The sequence below is a fragment of the Achromobacter sp. B7 genome (assembly GCF_003600685.1).
GTDB classification, from domain to species: domain Bacteria; phylum Pseudomonadota; class Gammaproteobacteria; order Burkholderiales; family Burkholderiaceae_B; genus Achromobacter; species Achromobacter spanius_B.
Window position 1 is genome coordinate 5,593,179 of record NZ_CP032084.1, and the last position, 21,806, is coordinate 5,614,984.

Sequence of the window (21,806 nt, forward strand, 5' to 3'; positions counted from 1 at the left end):
AGTATATAAAAGGTATCGATATGGAATTGCGTCATCTGCGGTATTTCGTGGTGACGGCCGAGGCGCAGCACTTCACCCGCGCCGCTGAAATACTGGGCATGGCGCAGCCGCCGTTAAGCCAGCAGATCCGCCAGCTGGAACACGAGGTCGGCACGCCGCTGTTTGACCGCACGGGGCGCGGCGTGGTGTTGAACGACGCGGGTCGCGCCTTTCTTACCTGCGCGCAAGACATTCTGCGGCGCACCGACGCGGCGGTGCAGACGGCCCAACGCGCCGCGCGGGGCGAGGTCGGGGAATTGGCCTTGGGGTTTACCGAGTCGGCGTCGTTCAACGGTGTGGTGACGGAAGTGATACGCCAGTATCGCCAGCGCTATCCCGACGTGGACATGACGCTGTCGCAAGGCGATAGCGAAACGCTGGTGGCGCAGCTGCGCGAAGGCGCGATCGATGCCGCGTTCGTGCGGCCGCCGTTTGCGCTTGATGGTGGGCTTGCGTTCACGCAGCTGACCGAAGAACCGCTGGTGGTGGCCTTGCCATTGGGGCATGCGCTGGCGCGCCGCAAGCGGCTGGCGCCGAAGGATCTGGCGCAGGAACGCTTCATCCTGTATTCGCGCAAATCGGGCTATGGGCTCAGCGCGGACATCATGGCGGCGTGCCGCCAGCATGGCTTGAATCCGTTGATTGGCCAACGCGCGCCCCAGTTGTCATCGGCGGTGAATTTGGTGGCGGCGGGCATGGGCGTGGCGGTGGTGCCGGCATCGTTGCGCCACCTGCGCCCGGACGGCGTGGTGTATCGCCCCTTTGCCCTGGACTGGCCGCGCGCGGTGCTGGGGCTGGCGGTGCGTGAAGACCGGCCAGGAGGACGCGTGGAGAACCTGCTGCGTCTGGCGCGCGAGGCGTAAGGGACGATGCCGGGCGTCGGATGCGTGACGCCGGATGCGTGATGCCGAATGCGTGATGCCCGATACCTTAAGGGAAGGCGTCGTGGCGGCGACGCTAGCGCGCCCGCCCCCGCGCCACGCAGCAATCAGTCTTCGTGCGACTCGTGCACCGCGACCGCGCCACGCTTCCAATAACTCGCGGCACGGATGCGGGATTTGTCGATGGCGTGTTGCGACACCATGATCTCGCGCACGGCCTTGGCCACGGCGGACTCGGCGGCCACCCACACATAGCCCTCGCCCGCCGGCAACGCCAGTTCGCGCGCCGCTTGCAATAGCAGCGTGCTGTATCCCGCCGCCGTGCCGTTGCGGTGCAGCCACCGCACCGACGTTTTCGCGGCCGAGGCCAACGGCATTTCGTTATCGGGCGACGGCACTTCGATCAACACGATCGCTTCGGCCCCGGCCGGCAGTTCTTCCAGGCGGCGGGCGATGGCGGGCAGCGCGGTTTCGTCGCCAATCAGCACATGCCAGTCGAACCCCTTGGGCACCACGAACGACCCACGCGGGCCGCCGATACCCAGCTGCTGCCCGGGCTGCGCCTGTGCCGCCCAGGTGCACGCCGGCCCATCGCCGTGCAACACGAATTCAATCTCCAGCTCGCGGCGCGCGGCGTCGAAACGGCGGGGCGTGTAATCCCGCGCGGCGGGCTTGGGCGCGCCTTCGGGAAACTTCACGCCATCGGGCCCCACGCTGGGCAAGGCAGGCGCTTGCGTCGGATCGGCCGGAAAGAACAGTTTGACGTGGTCGTCGAATGACGCCGAGACAAAGTCTTGCAGGTCATCGCCGGTGAACGTGACGCGGGCCAACAGACCGGCCACGGGTTCGACGCGCACGACGGTCAGGACGCGCATTTTCAAGGTGTGGCGCACGCGCTCCACGGTCAGGTCGCTACGGTTCATCAACACTCCAGATTCGGGAAAAAGACAAGATCAAGCACAGGGCTTGCCGTTGATCTCGTCGGTGGCGCGCGCCAGGATGGCGGCGATGCGGCGTTGTTCGGCAGGCGAGGCATCGGTGCGCTCCATCAGCGCGCGGCGCATCGCGTGGCGCGCCTCTACAAATTCCGGCACCCAGCCGGTGCGCGCGTCCTCGCCTTCCGGGCCCACGCTGCGCGGCTCGCCGCTCCAGGCCTGGCGCATCCAATCCATTTTTTTGGCGATGTGCTTGAAGCGGTTGAACATCAGCGCGACGCGCTCACGGTTGGCATCCAGATGCGCCTTGCCGGCCTCCGCCAGGTGGTAGCGCTTCTTCGCCCCGTCTTGCTCGACGGTGGCGTAGCCCAGCTCTTCCAGGTAGGTCAGCGCCGGGTAGACCATGCCGGGGCTGGGCGTGTAGAAGCCATTGCTCAGCGCACCGAACGCCTTGATCAGTTCGTAGCCGTGGCTGGGATTTTCTTCAAGCAGGCCCAGCAGCATCAGTTGCAGATCGTCGGCCGACACGCGGCGGCCGCGTGTGAAACCACGGCCATCGCCGCCGAACCCATCGGCGTCGCCCCGCCCGTCATCTGGCGGGCCGGAAAACCAATCGCCGCGCGAGGCGGCGTGGTGCGAGGGGTGGTGGTGGGGATGGTGGTGGTGCTTGGGATGGTGATGATGGCGGCGGTGATGGCCACCGTTGTCGGGTGTCTGAAAGTCGGGATGGCGCATGGAATGCCTCTTACGATGTATCTTAAGATATAGATCTTACGATACATCCGAGAAATCCCCGCCGTCAACTTCTACGTTGCGTGGCGTGTCTTCAACCATAGTGCGAACGGCCCCGCCTTAGGCTCGTCCGGCGCCGCCGCATAGACCACCAAGCGCAGGTGGCGGCTTTCATCCACGGTCAGCGTGGTGTGCTCGAAGGCGATGTCGCCCAGCGAATCGATATGCAGCCGGCGCTGGCCCATGCAGGCGCCGTGCACATCGTGCTCGCGCCACCACGCGTTGAAGTCCGGCGATACGGCTTGCAGTTCGTCGACCAGTTCGGCGATGTCGGGCACCCCCGTTGCACTGGCAAAGTCGCGACGAAACGTGGACAGCATTGCGGGGCCTGTGCCGGCCAGTGCGAGAACAAGCGCCGCATCGCGGGCACGACGAACAACATCCACAACAAGTTGCGCCGCCCCGTGGGCTGCGCCGAGAAATCGAACACGCGGTCCGCGGCGGCGTTCCACATCACCACGTCCCAGCGCAGGTTCAGGATGTACGCGGGGCGGGTCGGCAGGTCGTCCATCAGCCGTCGCACCTGCGGCGGCACCGTGCACCAGGTGCGGCCCGCTTCGGCGGGCGGGCGCTGATGGGCCAAGAGGTACAGGTGGCGGCGTTCGGCGGCATCCAGCTTCAGCACGCGCGCCAGGTTTTCCAGAAACGTCGCGGACACGCTGATGTTGCGGCCTTGTTCAAACCACGTGTACCAAGCCAGCCCCACGCCGGCCAGCGCGGCCACTTCTTCGCGCCGCAACCCGGGCGTGCGGCGCCGGCTGCCGGCGGGCAGGCCAAGGTCGGTGGGGCTTAATCGTTCGCGCCGCGACCGAAGGAATTCGGCCAGGTCGGCGCGGGTGCGGTCCAGGCGTTGCGGGGCGGGAGCTAGGGTCATGGGAAGTGGCTATTGCCTGTAGTAACAGCATAAACAGCTAAATTGTATAAGGCTGAAAGCGTGGCCAGAATAGCGCCGATCCCCATTGATCGGTACTCCCATGACCTCGAACGCCCTGCCTTCCCCCAGCGCGACACCGCCCTGCCCCGACACCCGCGCGTTGGGTCCATTGGGACTGGGCGTGCTGCTGTCAGGCGGCTTTATCACCATCTTCGATCTGTTCGTGGTGAACGTCGCCATTCCCAGCATGCAGACCACGCTGTCCGCCTCGTTCGCGCAGATTAACTTCATCATCGCCGCCTACGAAATGGCGTTCGGCGTGCTGCTGATCGCGGGCAGCCGCCTGGGCGACCGCCATGGTCGCCGTCGCTTGTTCAGGCTTGGCATGGCGGGCTTTGCGCTGGCCTCGGGCCTATGCGGGCTGGCCCCCGATGCCAACACGCTTATCGGCGCGCGCGTGTTGCAAGGGGCCGCCGCCGCGCTGCTGTTTCCGCAGGTCTATGCGCTGATACGCGTCAGCTACGACGGGCATGCGCGCCGGCGCGCGTTCGGCCTGATGGGTATGACGCTGGGGCTGGCCGCGATTGCCGGCCAGGTGCTGGGCGGCTGGATCGTGCATGCCGATTTCCTGGGCCTTGCATGGCGCACCGTCTTCCTGGTCAACGTGCCGCTGGGCCTGGCGGCGTGGGCGCTGGTACGCCACATACCTGAATCCCGCGAGGCCCAGGCCGCGTCCATGGACTGGCCCGGGGCCGCGTGCCTGGCGGCAGGGCTGGCCTTGCTGCTGCTGGCCTTGATCGAGGGGCCCGCGCGGCATTGGCCTGCGTGGACCTTGGCATGCGGGGCCGCGTCCGTTGCGGTGCTGCTGGCGTTCGCGCGCATGCAGCGCAGCGTCAAGGCGCGCGGCGGCGCGCCGCTGCTGGACATGGGCTTGATCGCGCAGCCGGGCTTTGCGGCCGGATGCCTGCTGGTGATGCTGGTGTTCTCCACCGCCAGCGCCATGTTTCTTTGCTACGCGTTGTTGGTCCAAACCGGCTTCGGGCTGGACGCGTTGACGGCGGGCCTGATCTTCGCGCCCGCCAGCGTGGGCTTCGTTGCGGGGTCGATGGCCGCGCCGCGCCTGGTGAACCGCTTTGGCACGCCGGCCATTGCTGTTGCGGCCTTGCTGTACGGCGGGGCCACTGCGGCCTTGATGGTGAAGGTGGGCATGGCCGGCGCGACGCTGTCGCCGTGGTCGCTGGTGCCTGCGCTGGTGTGGCTGGGCGCCGCGCAGGGCGCAGTCAACACGCCGCTGGTCAACGTGGTGTTGGGCCTGGTTCAAGACCGTCATGCCGGCATGGCGGCGGGGGTCGTGTCCACCTTGCAACAAGTCGGCGCTGCGCTAGGCGTCTCGGCAGCGGGCATGCTGTTCGGCGGCGCCTTGCAGGCGCATGCCCACGCCGACGCGCCCGAACGCTACGCCCACGCATTCGCGACCGCCATGCAGTTCAACGTGGCGGCCATCGCCGTGTCCGTCGCATTGCTATGGTGGCTGGGGCGACACCGCGACACGGCCTCACTGGGCTGAGATCAGCCCGCCGACAGTTCCCGTGCGCGCTCTTGCGCCTTGTGCACGGCGGCGCCGATGGCGTCGGCCACGCCGGCTTCGCGCAAGTGCGTCAGGGCCGCATAGGTGGTGCCGCCCTTGGATGTGACGCGATCCTGCAATTCCGTCAGAGGCGCGTCTTCGCTTGCCGCCAGGCCTGCCGCGCCGCGAAAGGCGGCAACCGCCAGGCGGCGCGCGTCTGCCTCGGAAAAGCCCAGCTCGACTGCGCCCTTTTGCAGCGCCGCCATGAAGTAAAAGACATAGCCCGGGCCGCTGCCCGTCACGGCGGTGACGGCGTCGATCATGCCTTCGGTGTCGGTCCAGATGCGCTCGCCCACGGCCGCAAACAGGGCGTCGACGCGGTCGCGCTCGGCGGCGCCGCACGCCGCCGTGGCGTACAGCCCCGTCATGCCCAGCCCCACCTTGGCCGGCGTGTTGGGCATGGCGCGCACAATGCGCACGTGGCCGCCCAGCCAGTCCGACAGCGAGGCCAGGTCCACGCCCGCCGCGATGCTGACGACCGTGGCGCCGGCGGGCAGATATTGCCGCACCTGGGCGCAGGCGTCCTGCAAGCCTTGCGGCTTGGTCGCCAGCACGCACAGCGTGGCGTCAGCGACGGCCGGTCCCACGCTTTCCTGGCTGGTCAATCCGCGCGCCACCAGGGCGTCGCGGGTGGGCGCGTAGGGCTCGATCACCAGGAAGTCGGCCCGCTCACGGCCTTGGCCTAGCAAGCCGTCGATGATGGCGGAGGCCATGTTGCCGCCTCCGATAAAAACGATCTTTTCGCGCATGGGAATTCAGTTCCAAAGAGGCAGGGAAGGCGATGCAGACAGACCGCATATCGCACAATACGATTGTATTTCGCTCATTTAGCGGGCGACAAGCCGTATGTTCCCCACCCGCTCCGACTAGGACATACCCTAAATTCGATTGATATACGATTAATCAAATCGAAAAGCGATTTAAGTGATCGTATGCTGTGCCTCAATGCGCTCGGGTTCGTGTGATCCCCGAGCTTCATTCGGGACCACAGACATGACCAACGGCATCACCCTGCTAGACGCGTTGACCCAGGCCTTGGGCGCGGACGCCATCCTTCATTCCGACACCGACATGGCCGGCTATACCGAAGACTGGCGCGGCCGGTACAAGGGCCCCGCACTGTGCGTCGCCCTGCCCGGCAATACGCAGCAGGTGGCCGACATTGTGCGGCTATGCAACGCCCATGCCACGCCCGTGCTGCCGCAGGGCGGCAACACCAGCCTGTGCGGCGGCGCGGTGCCGGATGCCAGCGGTACGCCGCCCGTCATCGTGAACCTGGCGCGCATGCGCCGGGTGCGCCGGGTGGATGCCGCCAACAATTCCATGGAAGTAGAAGCCGGCTGCGTGCTGGCCACGGTGCAGGATGCAGCGGCCGCCGAGGGCCGCTTGTACCCCATCAGCCTGGGCGCGGAAGGCTCTTGCCAGATCGGCGGCACCATCGCCACCAACGCGGGCGGCACGGGCGTACTGCGCTACGGCAACACGCGGGACAACATCCTGGGCCTGGAAGTGGTGCTGCCCGACGGCGCCATCTGGAACGGCCTGACCGCGCTACGCAAGAACAATACCGGCTTTGATCTAAAGCACCTGTTCATCGGCGCCGAAGGCACTTTGGGCATCGTCACCGCCGCCGTGCTCAAGCTGCATCCGCTGCCCACCCGCCACGCCGTGGCCTGGCTGGCGCCAGACAGCCCGCAAGCCGCGCTGGAAATCCTGGGCATGTTCCAGCGCGCCTGCGGTTCGCGCCTGTCGGCCTTTGAAATGATCGACAGCAATCAGCTGGACATCGTGATGGCGCATGTGCCGGGCCGCAAGAACCCGCTGGGCGACGCGCACCCGTGGCATGTGCTGGTGGAACTGTCCGACACGGGCAGCGGCGACGAACTGCAAGCGCTGTTGCAGCAGACGCTGGAACACGCGTCCGAACAGGGCCTGCTGCACGACGCCGTGCTGGCCAGCAACGACAGCCAGCGCGCCGCGCTTTGGGAAGTGCGCCACAGCGTGTCCGAAGGCAATAAGAAGGCCGGCGTGGGCCTGACCACGGACAGCGCCGTACCCGTGTCCAGCGTGCCGCGCTTCATCGACGAAGCCACCGCCGCCGTGCGCCGCCTGGTGCCCGGCCTGCCGGTGCTGATCGTGGCCCACCTGGGCGACGGCAACGTGCACTTCATACCCTTCTTCACCTTCGACGCCTGGAACGCCCTGCCCGACCGCGACGCGATGGCCGCCGATATCCGCCGCGCGGTCAACGATGTGGCCGATGCGCTGGGTGGCACCTTCAGCGCCGAACACGGCGTGGGCCGCACGTCGCTGGCCGAAATGGCGCACTACAAATCCCCCGTTGAACTGGCGATGATGCACGCGCTGAAGGCCACCTTCGACCCCGCCAACCTGTTCAACCCCGGCCGCTTGCTGCCCCGCATGGATTGAACCGCCCGCCTTCGACCCCCCGTCTTTTGAATCCCCACCCTTGATCCGCAGTCCCTGACCCGACCCGCAGGAGTCTTCCATGAAATCGATCCCCCACAACGCTTCGCGCCGCGCCGCGCTGAAAACCGTGGCCGCCGGCGCCGCCGCGCTGGCCATGCCCATGATCTGGACGCCGTCGCGCGCCGCCTCCAAGCGCATCGTCGTGCGCGATGACGGCGGCATCTACAGCAAGGCCTATGGCGCCGTGTTCTACAAGCCGTTCTCGGAAGCGACCGGCATCCAGGTGGTGGGCGTGCAGGCCAACGCCGAACCCACCGCGCAGATCCGCAGCATGGTCGACACCGGCAACTACACCTGGGACATGGCCAAGATCAGCCAACCCGCCATCCTGATGCTGACCGAAGGCGGCAAGGTCTATCTGGAAAAGCACGGTCTGGAATCCGACCCGGTCGTGGCCACCATCCCGCCGCAATACATGTCGCCCTACGGCGTGGGCAACAACGTCTACACCACCGTGCTGGCGTACCGTACCGACGCCTTCAAGGGCCGCCGCGCGCCCGCGTCGTGGGCCGACTTCTGGAACGTCAAAGACATCCCCGGCCGCCGTGGCCTGCGCAAGCATCCGTTCGACACCATCGAAGAAGCGCTGATGGCCGACGGTGTGCCCACCGACAAGGTTTACCCCTGCGACATCGACCGCGCGCTGGCCAGCCTGGACAAGGTCAAGCCGTCGGTGGACGTGTGGTGGAACACGGGCGCGCAGGTGGAACAGATGCTGGGCTCGGGCGAAGTCGACATGATCGCCACGTGGGTGTCGCGCGCGCAATCGGCCATCGCCAACGGCGCGCCGGTGCAGATCGTGTGGGACCAGAACATCTGGGGTTGCGACAACTGGTCCATCCTGAAAGGCACGCCCAACGCCGACGCCTGCCGCGAGTTCATCAAGTTTGCGTCCGACCCCAAGCGCCAGGCAGCGCTGGTCGAGTACTTTGCCGCCGGCGTCACGCAGCCCGCCGCCTTTGACCACATCAAGGCCGACGTGGCGCGCAACTGCCCGACCCACCCCGACAACATCAAGACCGGCCTGCACATCAACGCCGCGTACTGGCTGGACAAGCAGCGCGACGTGCTTGAACGCTTCAACGGCTGGGTCCTGAAATAAGCCATCGGCCGCGCGCCACCACCGTGGCGCGCGCCGCGCGAAATCTAATGTGCTGAACACCATGTCTTCTTCCAATCTGCAAATCTCGGGCCTGGGCAAACGCTATGGCGATTTCGTCGCGTTGGCGCCCACGCACCTGGACGCCGCTCGCGGCGAATTCCTGACCCTGCTTGGCCCCTCCGGGTCCGGCAAGACCACCTTGTTGAGCCTGATCGCCGGCCTGGCGCAGCCCGACGAGGGCCGCGTGCTGATCGACGGCGCCGACGTCACGTACGGCGCGCCCTACGAGCGCGACATCGGCATGGTGTTCCAGAACTACGCGCTGTTTCCGCACATGAGCATCGAAGAGAACATTGCGTTTCCCTTGAAGATGCGCAAGGTGCCGGCGGCCGAAGCGCGCCGCCGCGCGCACGAAGCGCTGGACATGGTGCGCCTGCCGCACGTAGCCACGCGCCTGCCGCGCGAACTGTCCGGCGGCCAGCAGCAGCGCATCGCGCTGGCGCGCTGCATGGTCTATCGACCCGCCATCATCCTGATGGACGAACCGCTGGGCGCGCTGGACAAGAAGCTGCGCGACCAGATGCAGCTGGAGATCAAGCGCATCCACCGCGAATTGGGCACCACCATCGTGTACGTCACGCACGACCAGGAAGAAGCCATGACGATGTCCGACCGCATCTGCCTGATGAACGGCGGCGCGATCGAGCAGCTGGGCACGCCGGCAGATCTTTACTTCCGCCCCCGCACGCTTTTCGTGGCCGACTTCCTGGGCGAATCGAACCTGCTGCAAGGTGAAGTCACGGCGGTGGACGGCGACGTATTGAGCGTGACGCTGGCGCATCAGGGCGTTACCGGCCAGGCGCTGTCCAACGGCGCCCCGATCAAGCCCGGCCAGAAAGTCACCGCGATGTTGCGCCCGCAAAACCTGCGCGTGGCCACGTCGGGCAGCGGCCTGACCGGCAAGCTGCTGGACGTGATGGTGACGGGCAGCCTGACCAAGCTGTACCTGGACCTGGGCGTGGCCGACGCCGCCCCCATCGTCGTGGCTTACCCCACGCAGCGCCAGGCCGAGCAATACGCCATCGGCCAGCCCCTGACCGTCAGCTGGCAAGCCGCCGACGCGGTGGCCATTGCGGAGTAAACGCATGACATCCCTTGCTACTCCCCGCAAGCGCATGAGCCCCGGCCGCCGCCATTTCCTGATGGCCGCCCCGCTGGTCGTGCTGCTGCTGGTGCTGCTGATCTATCCGGTGGGCCAGCTGCTGTTGTTAAGCGTTGTCGACGACAAGGGCTTCACGCTGGCGCAATATCACCGGCTGTTCGAGTCGTCGGTGTATGTGAACGTGCTGCTGATCACGTTGAAGATTTCGTTGTGGACCACGTTCTTCTCCGTCGTCGCGGGCTACCCGGTCGCCTATCTGATTTCCAGCCTGTCCGCCAAGCGCAAGACGTCGCTGCTGTTCTGGGTGCTGCTGTCGTTCTGGACCAGCTTCCTGGTGCGCACCTTTGCCTGGGTGGTGCTGCTGGGCCGCAACGGCGTGGTCAACCAGCTGCTGCAAGCGCTGGGCATCCTGGATGCGCCGGCCAACCTGCTCTACAACTTCGGCAGCGTGCTGGTGGGCATGGTGCATGCGCTGATGCCGCTGGCGGTGCTGACGATGCTGTCGGTAATGGAGAACATCGACCGCAACCTGCCGCGCGCCGCCTCCACCCTGGGCGCGCGCCCCGGCACGGCATTCTGGAAGATCTATTTCCCGCTGTCGATGCCCGGCGTGGCGGCCGCGGCCATCATGGTGTTCGTCACCGCCATCGGCTTTTTCATCACGCCCGCGCTGCTGGGCGGACGCAAGGAAACGATGATCACGCAGATCATCATTGACCAGGTGCAGCAGACCATGAACTGGGAGTTCGCCGGCGCGGTGTCGGTGTTGCTGCTGGTGGTGGTGCTGGTGGTGTTCGCCATCTATGACAAGGTGCTGGGCCTGTCCACCATGACGGGCGGCGCATCCACGCGCGTGCGGGCATCGGGCAAGGAAAGCCTGTCGCGCCGCGCGGGCGATGCGGTGTTGACGGTGCTGGCGAACGTGTCGGATGCCCTGTTCGCGCTGTTGCCCAAGCGGGTGCGGCGGTCGGTGTCGGGCACGGGTCAGTCACGCACGCTGTGGTGGATCGTGCTGGGCGTGCTGGCGTTTCTTAGTGCGCCGGCCTTCCTGATGATTCCGCTGTCGTTCGATTCCGGTTCGGGCCTGACGTGGCCGCCCAAGGGCTTTTCGCTGCAATGGTACGAGCAGATGTTCACGTCGCCCGTGTGGATGCAGGCCATCACCCGGTCGTTGATCGTGGGCGTGGGCACGGGTTTGCTGGCGATGCTGATTGGCACGCCCGCCGCCTTCCTGCTGGTGCGCGCGAACATGCGAGGCAAGTCGGCGATGCTGGCCTTCGTGCTGTCGCCCATCGTGGTGCCGCGCATGATCATCGCGGTGGGCATGTTCTATTTCTTTGCGCGCGTGGGGCTGGTGGGATCCACCGTCGGCCTCATCCTGGCGCATACCGTGGTGGCCGTGCCCTACGTGGTGATCACCATGATGGCCGTGCTGCGCAACTACGACACGCGGCTGGACCTGGCGGCGCAAAGCCTGGGCGCCGGGCCGTGGGCCACGCTGCGCTTCGTGACGTTTCCGATTCTGGGCGCGGGTCTGATGTCGTCATTCCTGTTTGCCTTCGCCACATCGTTCGACGAACTCACGATTGCGCTGTTCGCCTCCGGTGGCCTGAACGCCACGCTGCCTAAGCAGTTCTGGGACGAGGTCACGCTACAGATTTCCCCGGTGATTGCCGCCGTCTCTACCTGCCTGTTCATTTTCATTGCCGCGCTGATCTGGCTGGCCGACCGGCTGCGCCGCCGCAGCCTGGCCAATTGAATCCGACGCCTCTGATTCAGATTTATTTTCCTGGATACACAACATGCTGAACGCAACCCAACTGCGCGGAGTTTTTCCCGCCATCCCCACGCCGGTCAACGCCGACGACACCATCAACGTCCCCGCTGCCAAGGCGCTGGTTGCCTACCTGATGCAGCAGGGCATCGACGGCATCGTCCCGTTGGGCGGCACGGGCGAATACGGCGCGCTGCCCCGCGCCGAGCGCATCCGCATGTGCCAGTTGACGGTCGAGGCCGTAGCCGGCCGCGTGCCGGTGATTCCCGGCGTGCTGGACCCCGGCTATCACGACGCGCTGCAAGCGGGCCGCGAATTCGCCGAGGCCGGCGCCGATGCGCTGATGGTGCTGACGCCCTACTACACGACGCCCACGCAGGCCGGCATCCGCGACTACTTCCTGCGCTATGCGGATGCGTCGCCGCTGCCCGTGATGATCTACGAGATTCCGTACCGCACCCGCATCGCGATTGCGCCCGAGGTGCTGCATGAACTGTCGCGCCACCAGAACATCATCGGCATGAAGGCCTGCAACACGGACATGTACCACTTCCTGCGCACGGTGGCGGGCGTGGACGAATCGTTTGCGGTGTTCAGCGGCGAAGACACGCTGCTGCCGGTGCATCTGGCCGCCGGCGCGCGCGGCGGCATCGTGGTCACGGCTAGCTTGCTGCCGTCGGCCTGGCGCCAGGTCTACCAGCTGGCGTCGGAAGGCCGTACGCGGGAATCGATGGAACTGCATCGCCGCCTGATTCCGTTGATGGACCTGGCGTTTGCCGAGACCAACCCGGGCCCGATGAAGTCCGTCATGGACCTGATCGGCGTGAACGCGCCCGATGTGCTGGACCCGCTGGTGGCCCCGGCCGATGCGTTGCAGTCGGCCCTGCGTGAAACGCTCAAGCCGTTGCTGGCGGAATTCGAAGGGGTGAAGTAAGCCGGGCCTATCTGGAATAGCCCGCGAATTTGGACTTTGAAATCGACGTGGCCGCCACCTGCACATGGGGCGCCAGTTCGGCTTCAACGCGGGCGACCGTCCAGCGCGTCGTGGGCACCGAAATATTGATGGCGGCCACGGCCAGGCCGCGATGGTCGGTTACCGGCGCGGCCACCGAGATATCGCCCAGCACCGTCTCGTTGACGATGATCGCGTAGCCCTTTTCGGCCACGCGCTGCACGCGTTCCATCAGCTTGTCAGGGTCCACTTCGGTGTAGGGCGTGATGGGGTCCAGCCGCGTGCGCGCCAGGATTTCACGGCGATGCTCGTCCGTCAGACGCGACAGGATCGCGGTGCCGGACGCCGTGAAGAACGCGGGCAGACGGCTGCCGACGGCAATGTCCACGTTGACCAGGTGATGGCCCGGAAAGCGCGCGACGAACACAATTTCGTGGCCGTCCAGTTCTTGCAGGTTGGTGGTCTCGCCCAGCGTGCGGCTGATGTCCAGCAGATAGGGCGAGGCCTTGTCGATCAGCTCGTTGGCGCGCACATAGTTGTACGAAAATTGCAGCACCTTGGGCGTCAGCCCGTAGTTGCGCGTGTCGGGAATGCGGCGCAGGTAGCCCAGCGTTTCCAGCGTGTAGACCAGGCGCTGCGTGGCGCTGCGGTCCAGGCCGGACGCGCGGGCGATGTCGGCCAGCGTCATGTGGCGGCGCGACCCGTCGAACGCGTGCAGCACCTGGAAGGCCTTTTCGGTGGACCCCACAAACAGCGATGACCGGGTTGCGCCGGGCGCCTGCGATTCTTGCGTGTCGTTGTCGATCTTTGTTTTGGGCACGGGAAACAGCCTGTTCAGTTCCGGGGATGGTCACGCAAGAGGAACGCGATGCGGGTGTTGCCGGCCCGGCATCGCGTATTCATCCAGACGTTCTGCGTTTGCGTTCTGCGTTTGGGTTATGCGTATTGCTTACTGCGTACTGCGTACTGCGGTTGAAATAATTGTAATTCAATTATTTATTGCAGATATCGATTGATTATCACCGCCCCAACGTCCACCGACTTACCGCTTACCCTGCCAGCGGCACGTCCGGCTGCGACGCGGAACGCGTGCCCGCGATGGGGTGGCAGGACGCCGGGTGATAGGTGTGCACCAAAGACAGCTTCACGCGGTCGCTGCGATTGCCTGGCGCGGCGTGCAGCGTGCGGCAATGGAAGAACACCACGTCGCCCGCCTCTAGCGTGGGGCTGACCGCCCGCGCGATCCAGTCGGCGTTTTGGGGCACGTTTTCGCGGAAGAACTTCTGCTCATCGAATTGTTCAGGCGCGAAAGACGCCGAGTGCGAACCCGGGATGAATGACAGCCCACCATTGCCCGAACTTTCGGGCACCAGCGCCAGCCAACAGGACACCAAATCAGTATCGGAAAAAGACCAGTAGCGAATGTCCTGATGCCAACCGGTCAGGCTGCCGTAGGCCGGGTGCTTGGTCATCACGCAGTTGTGATGCACGGTGGACAGCACAGCCGGTTCGCCGAAATAGCGCGCCAGCCATTGGCCGATGGCCGGGTCGGTGGCCCACTGCGCAAACAGCGGGTCGCGCGCATAGGCGTTCAACAGGCGGCGCACCGTCAAGCCGCCTTGCGCCTCGCGGGATGCCGGCGCGCCGGGATAGCGCAGGTCGGCTTCGTATTCGATGGGCGCTACGTGGTCTTGCAAATGGCGCTCGGCCAGGGCGCGCAAAGCGGCTACCCGGTCCGGGTCCGCAAACTGGCGGGCCACCACAAAACCCTGCTGGCGCAGGACGGCAATTTGATCATCGTGCAGGAACCCGGACATCTCAATCCTCACACCCCGCGGCGGTTGCGAAGCGTCTGCGTGCGGGGCAGGCGCGTACCGGTCAGGCGCCGGTAAACGCGGGGATGGCTAGATTACCAAAGCGGGCGGGCCGCGCGTCAGGCAGTAGGTGTTTTTTCAACGCGCGGCGTCGCCGGCGGCAGCGGCGGGCGAGCCCGTTCAGCGTCGCGTTCCTGGACTTCGTGGTGCACCCATTCACGCCACACGGCCACCAGCAAGGCCATTAGCACCGGCCCGACGAACAGGCCCACGATGCCCATCGTCTTGACGCCGCCCACCAGGCCGAAGAACGTCGGCAGGAACGGCAGCTTGACCGGGCCGCCCACCAGGCGCGGGCGCAAGGTCTTGTCCACGATGAACAATTCAACGCTGCCCCAAACCATCAGCGCAATGCCCGCCACCACGTGGCCGGAACCGACCAGGTACAAGGACACCAGCGTGAACGACAGCGGCGCGCCGCCGGGGATCAAGGCCATGAAACCGGTCACCACGCCCAGCAACACGGGCGACGGCACGCCCGCTACCCAATAGGCGATGCCCAGCACCAGGCCTTCGCCCAGCGCGATCAGGCCCATGCCGGTAACGGTGGAATTGATAGTGGCAGGCACCACGCGGGAAAACCGCTGCCAGCGCGCAGGCAGAATGCGTTCGCCCAGCACGTCCAGCTGCGCCACCATCCGGATGCCGTCCTTGTAGACGAAGAACAGCGTGATCAGCATGAACAGCACGGTCAAAAGCAGCTGGAACACGTTGCCCGTCGCGGCCAGCACCATGCGGTAGATGTTGCCCAGGTGTTCGCCGCTGACGGCTTCAACCAGCGCGCCCAGCGCGTGGGGCTGGCCAATATACGATTCCCAATACTGGCCCAGGCGCTCGCCCAGCACGGGCATCGACGTAATCCAGTTCGGCACGGCCACGCCGTGGCGGTTGGCGGCAATGGCCCAGGCGAAAAAGGTGCTGGCTTCCTTGATGGCGTAGGACAAGGCCAACGACATCGGCACGATCAGCACCACGATGACCATGAGCAGCGCCAGCGACGCGGCCACGGCCGTGCGGCCGCCGCAGCGCACCACCAGGCGCTGGTACAAGGGCCAGCTGGCCAGGCCAATAATCAGGGCCGCAAGAGCAGGAACGAGAAAGCCGCTAAGGAAGTACACCCCGGCCAACAGCACGAGCAAAAGCAGCCAACGGGCCATCAAATAAGCGGGTAGAACAGGCTGCATAGCGCGGATCGACAGTAAGGGCGTTGTAGGCTTTGACTGTCGGACTATACAGACGTTTCAAGATATACGAGGGACGCAAGCCCTGTATTTACTACGGGGATTCCCGTGGTTTTTCGGCGTGGCCCGCACCGGGCGTGCCACGCCGCACGCTTACAGCGCGTACTCGGCGGCCTCTTCGCGTGGGCTGCGGCGACGCGGCGGCGTCTGGGCCAACACCGGTTCAGCCAGCGGCTGGGCGGCGGGCGCCCCCATCGTCATGGCGCTGGGCATGCCCAGCTGACGCTGATACACGCCGCAGCTGGCGGCTGCCGGATCGGTTTCGTCGCGGCCGCTCAATAGTGGGCATCCGGCGAACAATTCAGCCACCCAATCCGTAAACGCGCGTACCTTCGGCGACAACTGGCGGCTTTGCGGATACAGCACGGAAATCGGCGTCGAGCTGGGCTTCCACTGCGGCAGAATTTCGATCAGCTCGCCCGATTGCAGGTGCGGCAGGGCCATGTAGCGGGCCACCTGGATCAGGCCGAAACCCTTCAGCCCGCAATCCAGATAGGCGCCGGCTTCGTTCACCGCTACCGTGCCCTTCATGTCCACTTCCTGGTGCTTGCCGTCCACCTTGAAGTCCCAGGCGCAGTTACGGCCCGTGCGGCTCATGAAGTAATGCACCGCGTGGTGATCGCGCAGCGACTCGATGGTTTGCGGCATGCCGTGGCGCGCCACGTAGGTAGGCGAGGCGCAGGTGACGGTCTGCAAGGTGCCGATGCGGCGCGCGACCAGGCTGGAATCTTCCAGTTCGCCTGCGCGAATCACGCAGTCGACGGCCTCTTGCACCATATCCACAGGCCGGTCGCCCAGGCCAAGCACCAGCTCGACGTCGGGGTATTTGTCGTGGAAATCACACAATGAGGGGATCAGGATCAGGCGGCCGATGCAGGTTGGCACGTCAATGCGCAGCCGGCCCTTCAGGCGCAGCGCTGCCTCCTGGAAACAGGCCTCGGTTTCTTCGACGTCCGCCAGAATGCGCACGCAGTGCTGGTAATAGCCCGCGCCGTCCGGCGTCAGACCGATACGGCGCGTGGTGCGGTTCAGCAGTCGTACGCCCAAGAGGCGTTCGAGGTTCTGGATGATGGTGGTGACGGTGGTGCGCGGTAGCGAGAGGCTGTCGGCCGCCCGCGTGAAGCTGTTGGCGTCCACGACGCGCACAAACACCTGCATAGCCTGAAAACGGTCCATGGCGACGGTGTCCTTTTGGGCAAATAAGTCGGGGTGAACGGAGCATAACCCGATTTCGACGCCGATTAGTCATCCGTGTCGAACAGTGTTGCCGGATTAACTGTGTTTATCCGGCCCCACAAAACACTCAGAATGCGAACCATCTTGAAGTGCCCTTGCCTCCCGGCGACCCCACAGGGCATGTCAATCCTCAGCTTCCGTCCTCGCAGAGCCCGCCCCCCCGGCACTCTGACTTGGATCCGCAACCCTGATGGATGTTGCGTTGCAGCATAAGCATATACGCCTAGCCGCAACGGACGCTAAGGACTGACATGGCCAGACCCGCCGCAGCCGCCCCCGCCCCGGGCTCCAAGCAAGCGCGCTTTCGCACCTAAATCTTTCAAGGAAACATCATGGTTTCGCGTAAACGTATTGCTGTGCTCGTTGTATTTGCCGCCGTGCTGGCGGCCGGTGGCGGTTATGCCCTGACCCGTGGCCCCGGTGGAGGCAACGTCGCCGTGGCCCAGGGCGCGCCCGCCGCGACCCCGGTCGAAGTGGCCGAAGTCGTCAACAAGACCATCGTGGACTGGCAGCGTTATTCCGGCCGCCTGGAAGCCATCGACCGCGTCGACATCCGCCCGCTGGTCTCCGGCACCCTGACGCAAGTGCACTTCCAGGACGGCAGCATCGTCAAGAAGGGCGACGTGCTGTTCACCATCGATCCGCGCCCCTACGCGGCCGAGGTTGACCGCGCCGCCGCCGCCCTGACCGCCGCCAAGGCCCGCGCGTCGTACACCGCCACTGAACTGGCGCGTGGCCAGCGCCTGCTGGCCGACAACGCCATCGCACGCCGCGACTTCGAGGAAAAGCAGAACGCCGCACGCGAAGCCGCCGCCAACCTGCAAGGCGCGCAGGCCGCGCTCGACTACGCCAAGCTGAACCTGGGCTACACGCGCATCGAAGCCCCCGTGGCTGGCCGCGTGTCGCGCGCCGAAGTCACCGTGGGCAACGTGGTGGCCGCCGGCGCCGCGTCCGTGCCGCTGACCACGCTGGTGTCGGTATCGAAGATGTACGCATCGTTCGATGTGGACGAACAAACGTTCCTGAAGTACGTGAACCCGGCGCGCAACGGCAAGGCCGGCTCGGTGCCGGTTGAACTGGGCCTGGCGAACGAAGAAGGCTATTCGCGTACCGGCGTCGTGCAGTCGGTGGACAACCGTCTGGACGCCACCTCGGGCACGATCCGCGTGCGCGCCGAATTCGACAACGCCGACGGCTCGCTGTTGCCCGGCCTGTACGCCCGCGTCCGCCTGGGCGGCAGCGACCCGCGTTCGGCCGTGCTGATCGACGAAAAAGCCATCGGCACCGACCAGGACAAGCGCTACGTGCTGGTGCTGGACGACAAGAACCACGCCGTCTACCGCCAGATCAAGCTGGGCGCCAACCAGGAAGGCCTGCGCGTCGTGGATTCCGGCCTGAAGCCCGGTGAACGCATCGTCGTCAACGGCCTGCAACGCATCCGTCCCGGCGACGCCGTGACCCCCACCGTCGTGCCCATGGTTGCCGCCAAGCGCGCACCGGTGCAGACCGCCGCGGCCCAGGTCCAGTAAGGCCCGCGCGTCTACAGAGAACGCTCATGAATATCTCAAAGTTCTTCATCGACCGGCCGATCTTTGCCGGTGTGCTGTCCATCCTGGTGTTGCTGGCCGGCCTGTTGGCCATGTTCCAGCTGCCCATTTCCGAATACCCGGAAGTCGTGCCGCCGTCGGTGGTGGTGCGCGCGCAGTATCCGGGCGCCAACCCCAAGGTCATCGCCGAGACCGTCGCGTCGCCGCTGGAAGAATCCATCAACGGCGTCGAGGACATGCTGTACATGCAGTCGCAGGCCAACAGCGACGGCAACCTGACGCTGACGGTCAACTTCAAGCTGGGCGTGGACCCGGACAAGGCGCAGCAGCTGGTGCAGAACCGTGTGTCGCAAGCGCTGCCGCGCCTGCCGCCGGACGTGCAGCGCCTGGGCGTGACCACCGCGAAAAGCTCGCCGACGCTGACGCTGGTGGTGCACCTGATTTCGCCTAACGACCGCTACGACATCACCTACCTGCGCAACTACGCCATCCTGAACGTCAAGGACCGCCTGGCCCGCATCACGGGCGTGGGCGAAGTCACGGTGTGGGGCTCGGGCAACTACTCGATGCGCGTGTGGCTGGACCCGCAGAAAGTCGCGCAGCGGGGCATGACGGCGTCGGAAGTCGTTGCCGCCATTCGCGAACAAAACGTGCAGGTTGCCGCCGGCGTGATCGGCGCATCGCCCACGCAGGGCGACGTGCCCTTGCAGCTGAACGTGAACGCGCGTGGCCGTCTGCAAAGCGAAGAAGAGTTCCGCGACATCATCCTGAAGACCTCGTCCGACGGCGCCGTGACGCACTTGTCCGACGTCGCCCGCGTGGAGCTGGACGCGCAGGAATACGGCCTGCGTTCGCTGCTGGACAACAAGCAGGCGGTGGGCATGGGCATCATGCAATCGCCGGGCGCGAACGCGCTGGACGTGTCGTCCAAGGTGCGCGCCGCCATGGCCGAGCTGTCGCAAGACTTCCCGCCGGGCGTGGAATACCGCATCGAATACGACCCCACGCAGTTCGTGCGTTCCAGTATCGAAGCCGTGGTGCACACGCTGCTGGAAGCCATTGCGCTGGTCGTGCTGGTGGTGATCCTGTTCCTGCAAACGTGGCGCGCATCGATCATCCCGCTGCTGGCCGTGCCGGTCTCCATCGTGGGTACGTTCGCGCTGCTGCTGGTGTTCGGCTATTCCATCAACGCCTTGTCGCTGTTCGGGATGGTGCTTGCCATCGGGATCGTGGTGGACGATGCGATCGTGGTGGTGGAAAACGTGGAACGCAACATCGCGGCGGGCTTGAGTCCACGCGACGCCACCTACCGCGCCATGCGCGAAGTCAGCGGCCCCATCATCGCCATCGCGTTGACGCTGTGCGCCGTGTTCGTGCCGCTGGCGTTCATGACGGGCCTGACCGGCCAGTTCTACAAGCAGTTCGCCATGACGATTGCCATCTCGACGGTGATCTCGGCCTTTAACTCGCTGACCCTGTCGCCCGCGCTGTCGGCCCTGCTGCTCAAAAGCCATCACGACAAGCAGGACTGGCTGACCCGTGGCATGAACCGCGTCTTCGGCCGCTTCTTCAACTGGTTCAACAACATGTTCGGCCGCGCGTCCGAGTCCTATGGCACGGGCGTGTCCAGCGTGATCCGCCGCAAGGCCGGCGCGATGGGCGTGTACGCCGTGCTGGTGGCGGCCACGATCGGCGTGTCGTACCTGGTGCCCGGCGGCTTCGTGCCCGCGCAGGACAAGCAGTACCTGATCGGCTTCACGCAGTTGCCCAACGGCGCATCGCTGGACCGCACGGAAGCGGTGATCCGCCGCATGAGCGACATCGCCTTGAAGGAACCCGGCGTGCAATCGGCCATCGCGTTCCCGGGCTTGTCGATCAACGGCTTTACCAACAGTTCCAGCGCCGGCATCGTGTTCGTCACGCTCAAGCCGTTTGACGAACGCAAGGGTGCCGAGCTGTCGGGCAACGCCATTGCCGCCTCGCTGAACCAGAAGTTTGCCGCCATCCAGGATTCGTTCATCGCCGTGTTCCCGCCCCCGCCCGTGATGGGTTTGGGCACGCTGGGCGGATTCAAGCTGCAACTGGAAGACCGCGCGGCGCTCGGCTATGCCGAGCTGGACAAGGCCAAGCAGGCCTTCCTGGAAAAGGCGCGTCAAACGCCTGAACTGGGCCCTGCGTTCTCCAGCTACGAAATCAACGTGCCGCAGCTGGACGTGGACCTGGACCGTGTGAAGGCCAAGCAGCTGGGTGTGCCGGTGACGGAAGTGTTCGACACCATGCAGATCTACCTGGGTTCGATGTACGTCAACGACTTCAACCGTTTCGGCCGCGTGTTCCAGGTGCGGGCGCAAGCCGACGCCCAGTTCCGCGCGCATGCCGACGACATCCTGCAACTGAAGACCCGCAACGCCGCGGGCGACATGGTCCCGCTGTCTTCGCTGGTGACGGTGAATCAGACGTTCGGCCCTGAAATGGTGGTGCGATACAACGGCTACACCGCCGCCGACATCAACGGCGGCCCGGCTCCGGGGTTTTCGTCGGACCAGGCGCAAGCCGCCGCCGAACGCGTGGCCGCCGAAACGCTGCCGCGTGGCGTGAAGTTCGAATGGACCGACCTGACGTATCAGCAGATCCTGGCGGGCAATGCCGGCTTGTGGGTATTCCCGATCAGTGTGCTGCTGGTGTTCCTGGTGCTGGCCGCGCTGTACGAAAGCCTGACCCTGCCGCTGGCCGTGATCCTGATCGTGCCGATGAGCATCCTGGCTGCGCTGACCGGCGTGTACCTGACGGGCAACGACAACAACATCTTCACGCAGATCGGCTTGATGGTGCTGGTGGGGCTGTCCGCGAAGAACGCGATCCTGATCGTGGAATTCGCCCGCGAGCTTGAAATGAGCGGCCGCACGCCGCTGGAAGCCGCCATCGAAGCCAGCCGCCTGCGTCTGCGTCCGATCCTGATGACGTCCATCGCGTTCATCATGGGTGTGGTGCCGCTGGTGCTGTCGTCGGGCGCCGGTTCCGAAATGCGTCATGCGATGGGCGTGGCGGTGTTCTTCGGGATGTTGGGCGTGACGCTGTTCGGCCTGTTCCTGACGCCGGTGTTCTACGTGCTGCTGCGTTCGCTGGGTGGCAAGCCGCTGCACTCGGCGTCCCAGCATGAAGCGCCGGAGTGCGCGCCGCACATCGACCCGCATGCGCCGCCCGCCCCGCAGACTCACGCATAAAGCAGGCAGACCCACAGAGAAGCCAGCGCGCCCTGCCCCAGCGGGCGGGGCGCGCG

16 protein-coding genes and 2 pseudogenes are annotated in these 21,806 nt (G+C 65.6%); 9 read left to right on the plus strand and 9 right to left on the minus strand.

Features of this window, described 5'->3' with window-relative positions:
• Positions 1 to 20: 20 nt before the first annotated feature.
• Positions 21 to 902 carry a LysR family transcriptional regulator gene (locus DVB37_RS25245; protein WP_046803325.1) on the plus strand — a complete coding sequence of 294 codons (882 nt, stop codon included), beginning with the start codon at positions 21 to 23 and terminating at the stop codon, positions 900 to 902.
• A 125-nt stretch (positions 903 to 1,027) separates the two neighbouring features.
• Here the strand turns inward: DVB37_RS25245 and DVB37_RS25250 are convergent, their stop codons facing one another.
• The 4 genes and pseudogenes from DVB37_RS25250 to DVB37_RS29030 form a co-directional block, all read right to left on the minus strand.
• Positions 1,028 to 1,843, minus strand: a complete 816-nt coding sequence (locus DVB37_RS25250; protein WP_120157095.1) for a siderophore-interacting protein — start codon at positions 1,841 to 1,843, stop codon at positions 1,028 to 1,030.
• A gap of 30 nt (positions 1,844 to 1,873) precedes the next feature.
• Positions 1,874 to 2,590, minus strand: coding sequence for a PadR family transcriptional regulator (locus tag DVB37_RS25255; protein WP_205571591.1), 717 nt, complete (start codon positions 2,588 to 2,590; stop codon positions 1,874 to 1,876).
• A 71-nt stretch (positions 2,591 to 2,661) separates the two neighbouring features.
• Positions 2,662 to 3,158, minus strand: a pseudogene (locus tag DVB37_RS29025) (hypothetical protein).
• 138 nt (positions 3,159 to 3,296) lie between these two features.
• Positions 3,297 to 3,521: pseudogene (locus DVB37_RS29030) on the minus strand (helix-turn-helix domain-containing protein); the annotation flags it as partial.
• Positions 3,522 to 3,621: 100 nt separating this feature from the next.
• Between DVB37_RS29030 and DVB37_RS25270 the strand changes: the two are divergent.
• Positions 3,622 to 5,088: an MFS transporter gene (locus tag DVB37_RS25270; protein WP_120157097.1), complete on the plus strand. Its 1,467-nt coding sequence runs from the start codon at positions 3,622 to 3,624 to the stop codon at positions 5,086 to 5,088.
• Positions 5,089 to 5,090: 2 nt separating this feature from the next.
• Here the strand turns inward: DVB37_RS25270 and proC are convergent, their stop codons facing one another.
• A complete protein-coding gene (proC, locus tag DVB37_RS25275) occupies positions 5,091 to 5,861 on the minus strand; it encodes a pyrroline-5-carboxylate reductase (RefSeq protein ID WP_240434002.1) in 771 nt (256 codons plus the stop codon).
• Positions 5,862 to 6,141: 280 nt separating this feature from the next.
• Here proC and DVB37_RS25280 point away from each other — a divergent pair, with 280 nt between their 5' ends.
• The 5 genes from DVB37_RS25280 (at position 6,142) to dapA (ending at position 12,610) form a co-directional block, all read left to right on the plus strand.
• Entirely contained in the window at positions 6,142 to 7,578 is a 1,437-nt protein-coding gene (locus DVB37_RS25280; protein WP_120157099.1) for an FAD-binding oxidoreductase, read from the plus strand.
• 79 nt (positions 7,579 to 7,657) lie between these two features.
• The gene (locus DVB37_RS25285) at positions 7,658 to 8,740 is read left to right on the plus strand and encodes an ABC transporter substrate-binding protein (RefSeq protein ID WP_120157100.1); all 1,083 of its coding nucleotides are present in this window, start codon (positions 7,658 to 7,660) and stop codon (positions 8,738 to 8,740) included.
• A 61-nt stretch (positions 8,741 to 8,801) separates the two neighbouring features.
• Positions 8,802 to 9,881 (plus strand): ABC transporter ATP-binding protein, encoded by a 1,080-nt coding sequence (locus tag DVB37_RS25290; RefSeq protein WP_120157649.1) that lies wholly within the window; start codon positions 8,802 to 8,804, stop codon positions 9,879 to 9,881.
• 4 nt (positions 9,882 to 9,885) lie between these two features.
• Positions 9,886 to 11,661 (plus strand): ABC transporter permease subunit, encoded by a 1,776-nt coding sequence (locus tag DVB37_RS25295; RefSeq protein WP_120157101.1) that lies wholly within the window; start codon positions 9,886 to 9,888, stop codon positions 11,659 to 11,661.
• 43 nt (positions 11,662 to 11,704) lie between these two features.
• On the plus strand, positions 11,705 to 12,610 hold the full coding sequence (gene dapA / locus DVB37_RS25300; RefSeq protein ID WP_082134360.1) for a 4-hydroxy-tetrahydrodipicolinate synthase: 906 nt from the start codon (positions 11,705 to 11,707) through the stop codon (positions 12,608 to 12,610).
• 7 nt (positions 12,611 to 12,617) lie between these two features.
• On the opposite strand, the gene DVB37_RS25305 is transcribed toward dapA, so the two are convergent.
• The 4 genes from DVB37_RS25305 to DVB37_RS25320 form a co-directional block, all read right to left on the minus strand.
• Positions 12,618 to 13,448: an IclR family transcriptional regulator gene (locus DVB37_RS25305; RefSeq protein WP_120157102.1), complete on the minus strand. Its 831-nt coding sequence runs from the start codon at positions 13,446 to 13,448 to the stop codon at positions 12,618 to 12,620.
• A gap of 229 nt (positions 13,449 to 13,677) precedes the next feature.
• Positions 13,678 to 14,445, minus strand: coding sequence for a phytanoyl-CoA dioxygenase family protein (locus DVB37_RS25310; RefSeq protein ID WP_120157103.1), 768 nt, complete (start codon positions 14,443 to 14,445; stop codon positions 13,678 to 13,680).
• Positions 14,446 to 14,561: 116 nt separating this feature from the next.
• Positions 14,562 to 15,686 (minus strand): AI-2E family transporter, encoded by a 1,125-nt coding sequence (locus DVB37_RS25315; protein ID WP_046803314.1) that lies wholly within the window; start codon positions 15,684 to 15,686, stop codon positions 14,562 to 14,564.
• A gap of 150 nt (positions 15,687 to 15,836) precedes the next feature.
• On the minus strand, positions 15,837 to 16,919 hold the full coding sequence (locus DVB37_RS25320; protein WP_120157104.1) for a LysR family transcriptional regulator: 1,083 nt from the start codon (positions 16,917 to 16,919) through the stop codon (positions 15,837 to 15,839).
• 392 nt (positions 16,920 to 17,311) lie between these two features.
• Here DVB37_RS25320 and DVB37_RS25325 point away from each other — a divergent pair, with 392 nt between their 5' ends.
• On the plus strand, positions 17,312 to 18,508 hold the full coding sequence (locus DVB37_RS25325; protein WP_046803312.1) for an efflux RND transporter periplasmic adaptor subunit: 1,197 nt from the start codon (positions 17,312 to 17,314) through the stop codon (positions 18,506 to 18,508).
• Between the two features lie 26 nt (positions 18,509 to 18,534).
• Positions 18,535 to 21,750, plus strand: coding sequence for an efflux RND transporter permease subunit (locus DVB37_RS25330; RefSeq protein ID WP_104141732.1), 3,216 nt, complete (start codon positions 18,535 to 18,537; stop codon positions 21,748 to 21,750).
• Positions 21,751 to 21,806 lie beyond the last annotated feature (56 nt).

Coding starts and splice junctions, on each gene's coding strand:
- DVB37_RS25245 (WP_046803325.1), top strand. CDS start 21: ATGGAATTGCGTCATCTGCGGTATTTCGTGGTGACGGCCGAGGCGCAG.
- DVB37_RS25250 (WP_120157095.1), bottom strand. CDS start 1,843: ATGAACCGTAGCGACCTGACCGTGGAGCGCGTGCGCCACACCTTGAAA.
- DVB37_RS25255 (WP_205571591.1), bottom strand. CDS start 2,590: ATGCGCCATCCCGACTTTCAGACACCCGACAACGGTGGCCATCACCGC.
- DVB37_RS25270 (WP_120157097.1), top strand. CDS start 3,622: ATGACCTCGAACGCCCTGCCTTCCCCCAGCGCGACACCGCCCTGCCCC.
- proC (WP_240434002.1), bottom strand. CDS start 5,861: ATGGCCTCCGCCATCATCGACGGCTTGCTAGGCCAAGGCCGTGAGCGG.
- DVB37_RS25280 (WP_120157099.1), top strand. CDS start 6,142: ATGACCAACGGCATCACCCTGCTAGACGCGTTGACCCAGGCCTTGGGC.
- DVB37_RS25285 (WP_120157100.1), top strand. CDS start 7,658: ATGAAATCGATCCCCCACAACGCTTCGCGCCGCGCCGCGCTGAAAACC.
- DVB37_RS25290 (WP_120157649.1), top strand. CDS start 8,802: ATGTCTTCTTCCAATCTGCAAATCTCGGGCCTGGGCAAACGCTATGGC.
- DVB37_RS25295 (WP_120157101.1), top strand. CDS start 9,886: ATGACATCCCTTGCTACTCCCCGCAAGCGCATGAGCCCCGGCCGCCGC.
- dapA (WP_082134360.1), top strand. CDS start 11,705: ATGCTGAACGCAACCCAACTGCGCGGAGTTTTTCCCGCCATCCCCACG.
- DVB37_RS25310 (WP_120157103.1), bottom strand. CDS start 14,445: ATGTCCGGGTTCCTGCACGATGATCAAATTGCCGTCCTGCGCCAGCAG.
- DVB37_RS25315 (WP_046803314.1), bottom strand. CDS start 15,686: ATGCAGCCTGTTCTACCCGCTTATTTGATGGCCCGTTGGCTGCTTTTG.
- DVB37_RS25320 (WP_120157104.1), bottom strand. CDS start 16,919: ATGGACCGTTTTCAGGCTATGCAGGTGTTTGTGCGCGTCGTGGACGCC.
- DVB37_RS25325 (WP_046803312.1), top strand. CDS start 17,312: ATGGTTTCGCGTAAACGTATTGCTGTGCTCGTTGTATTTGCCGCCGTG.
- DVB37_RS25330 (WP_104141732.1), top strand. CDS start 18,535: ATGAATATCTCAAAGTTCTTCATCGACCGGCCGATCTTTGCCGGTGTG.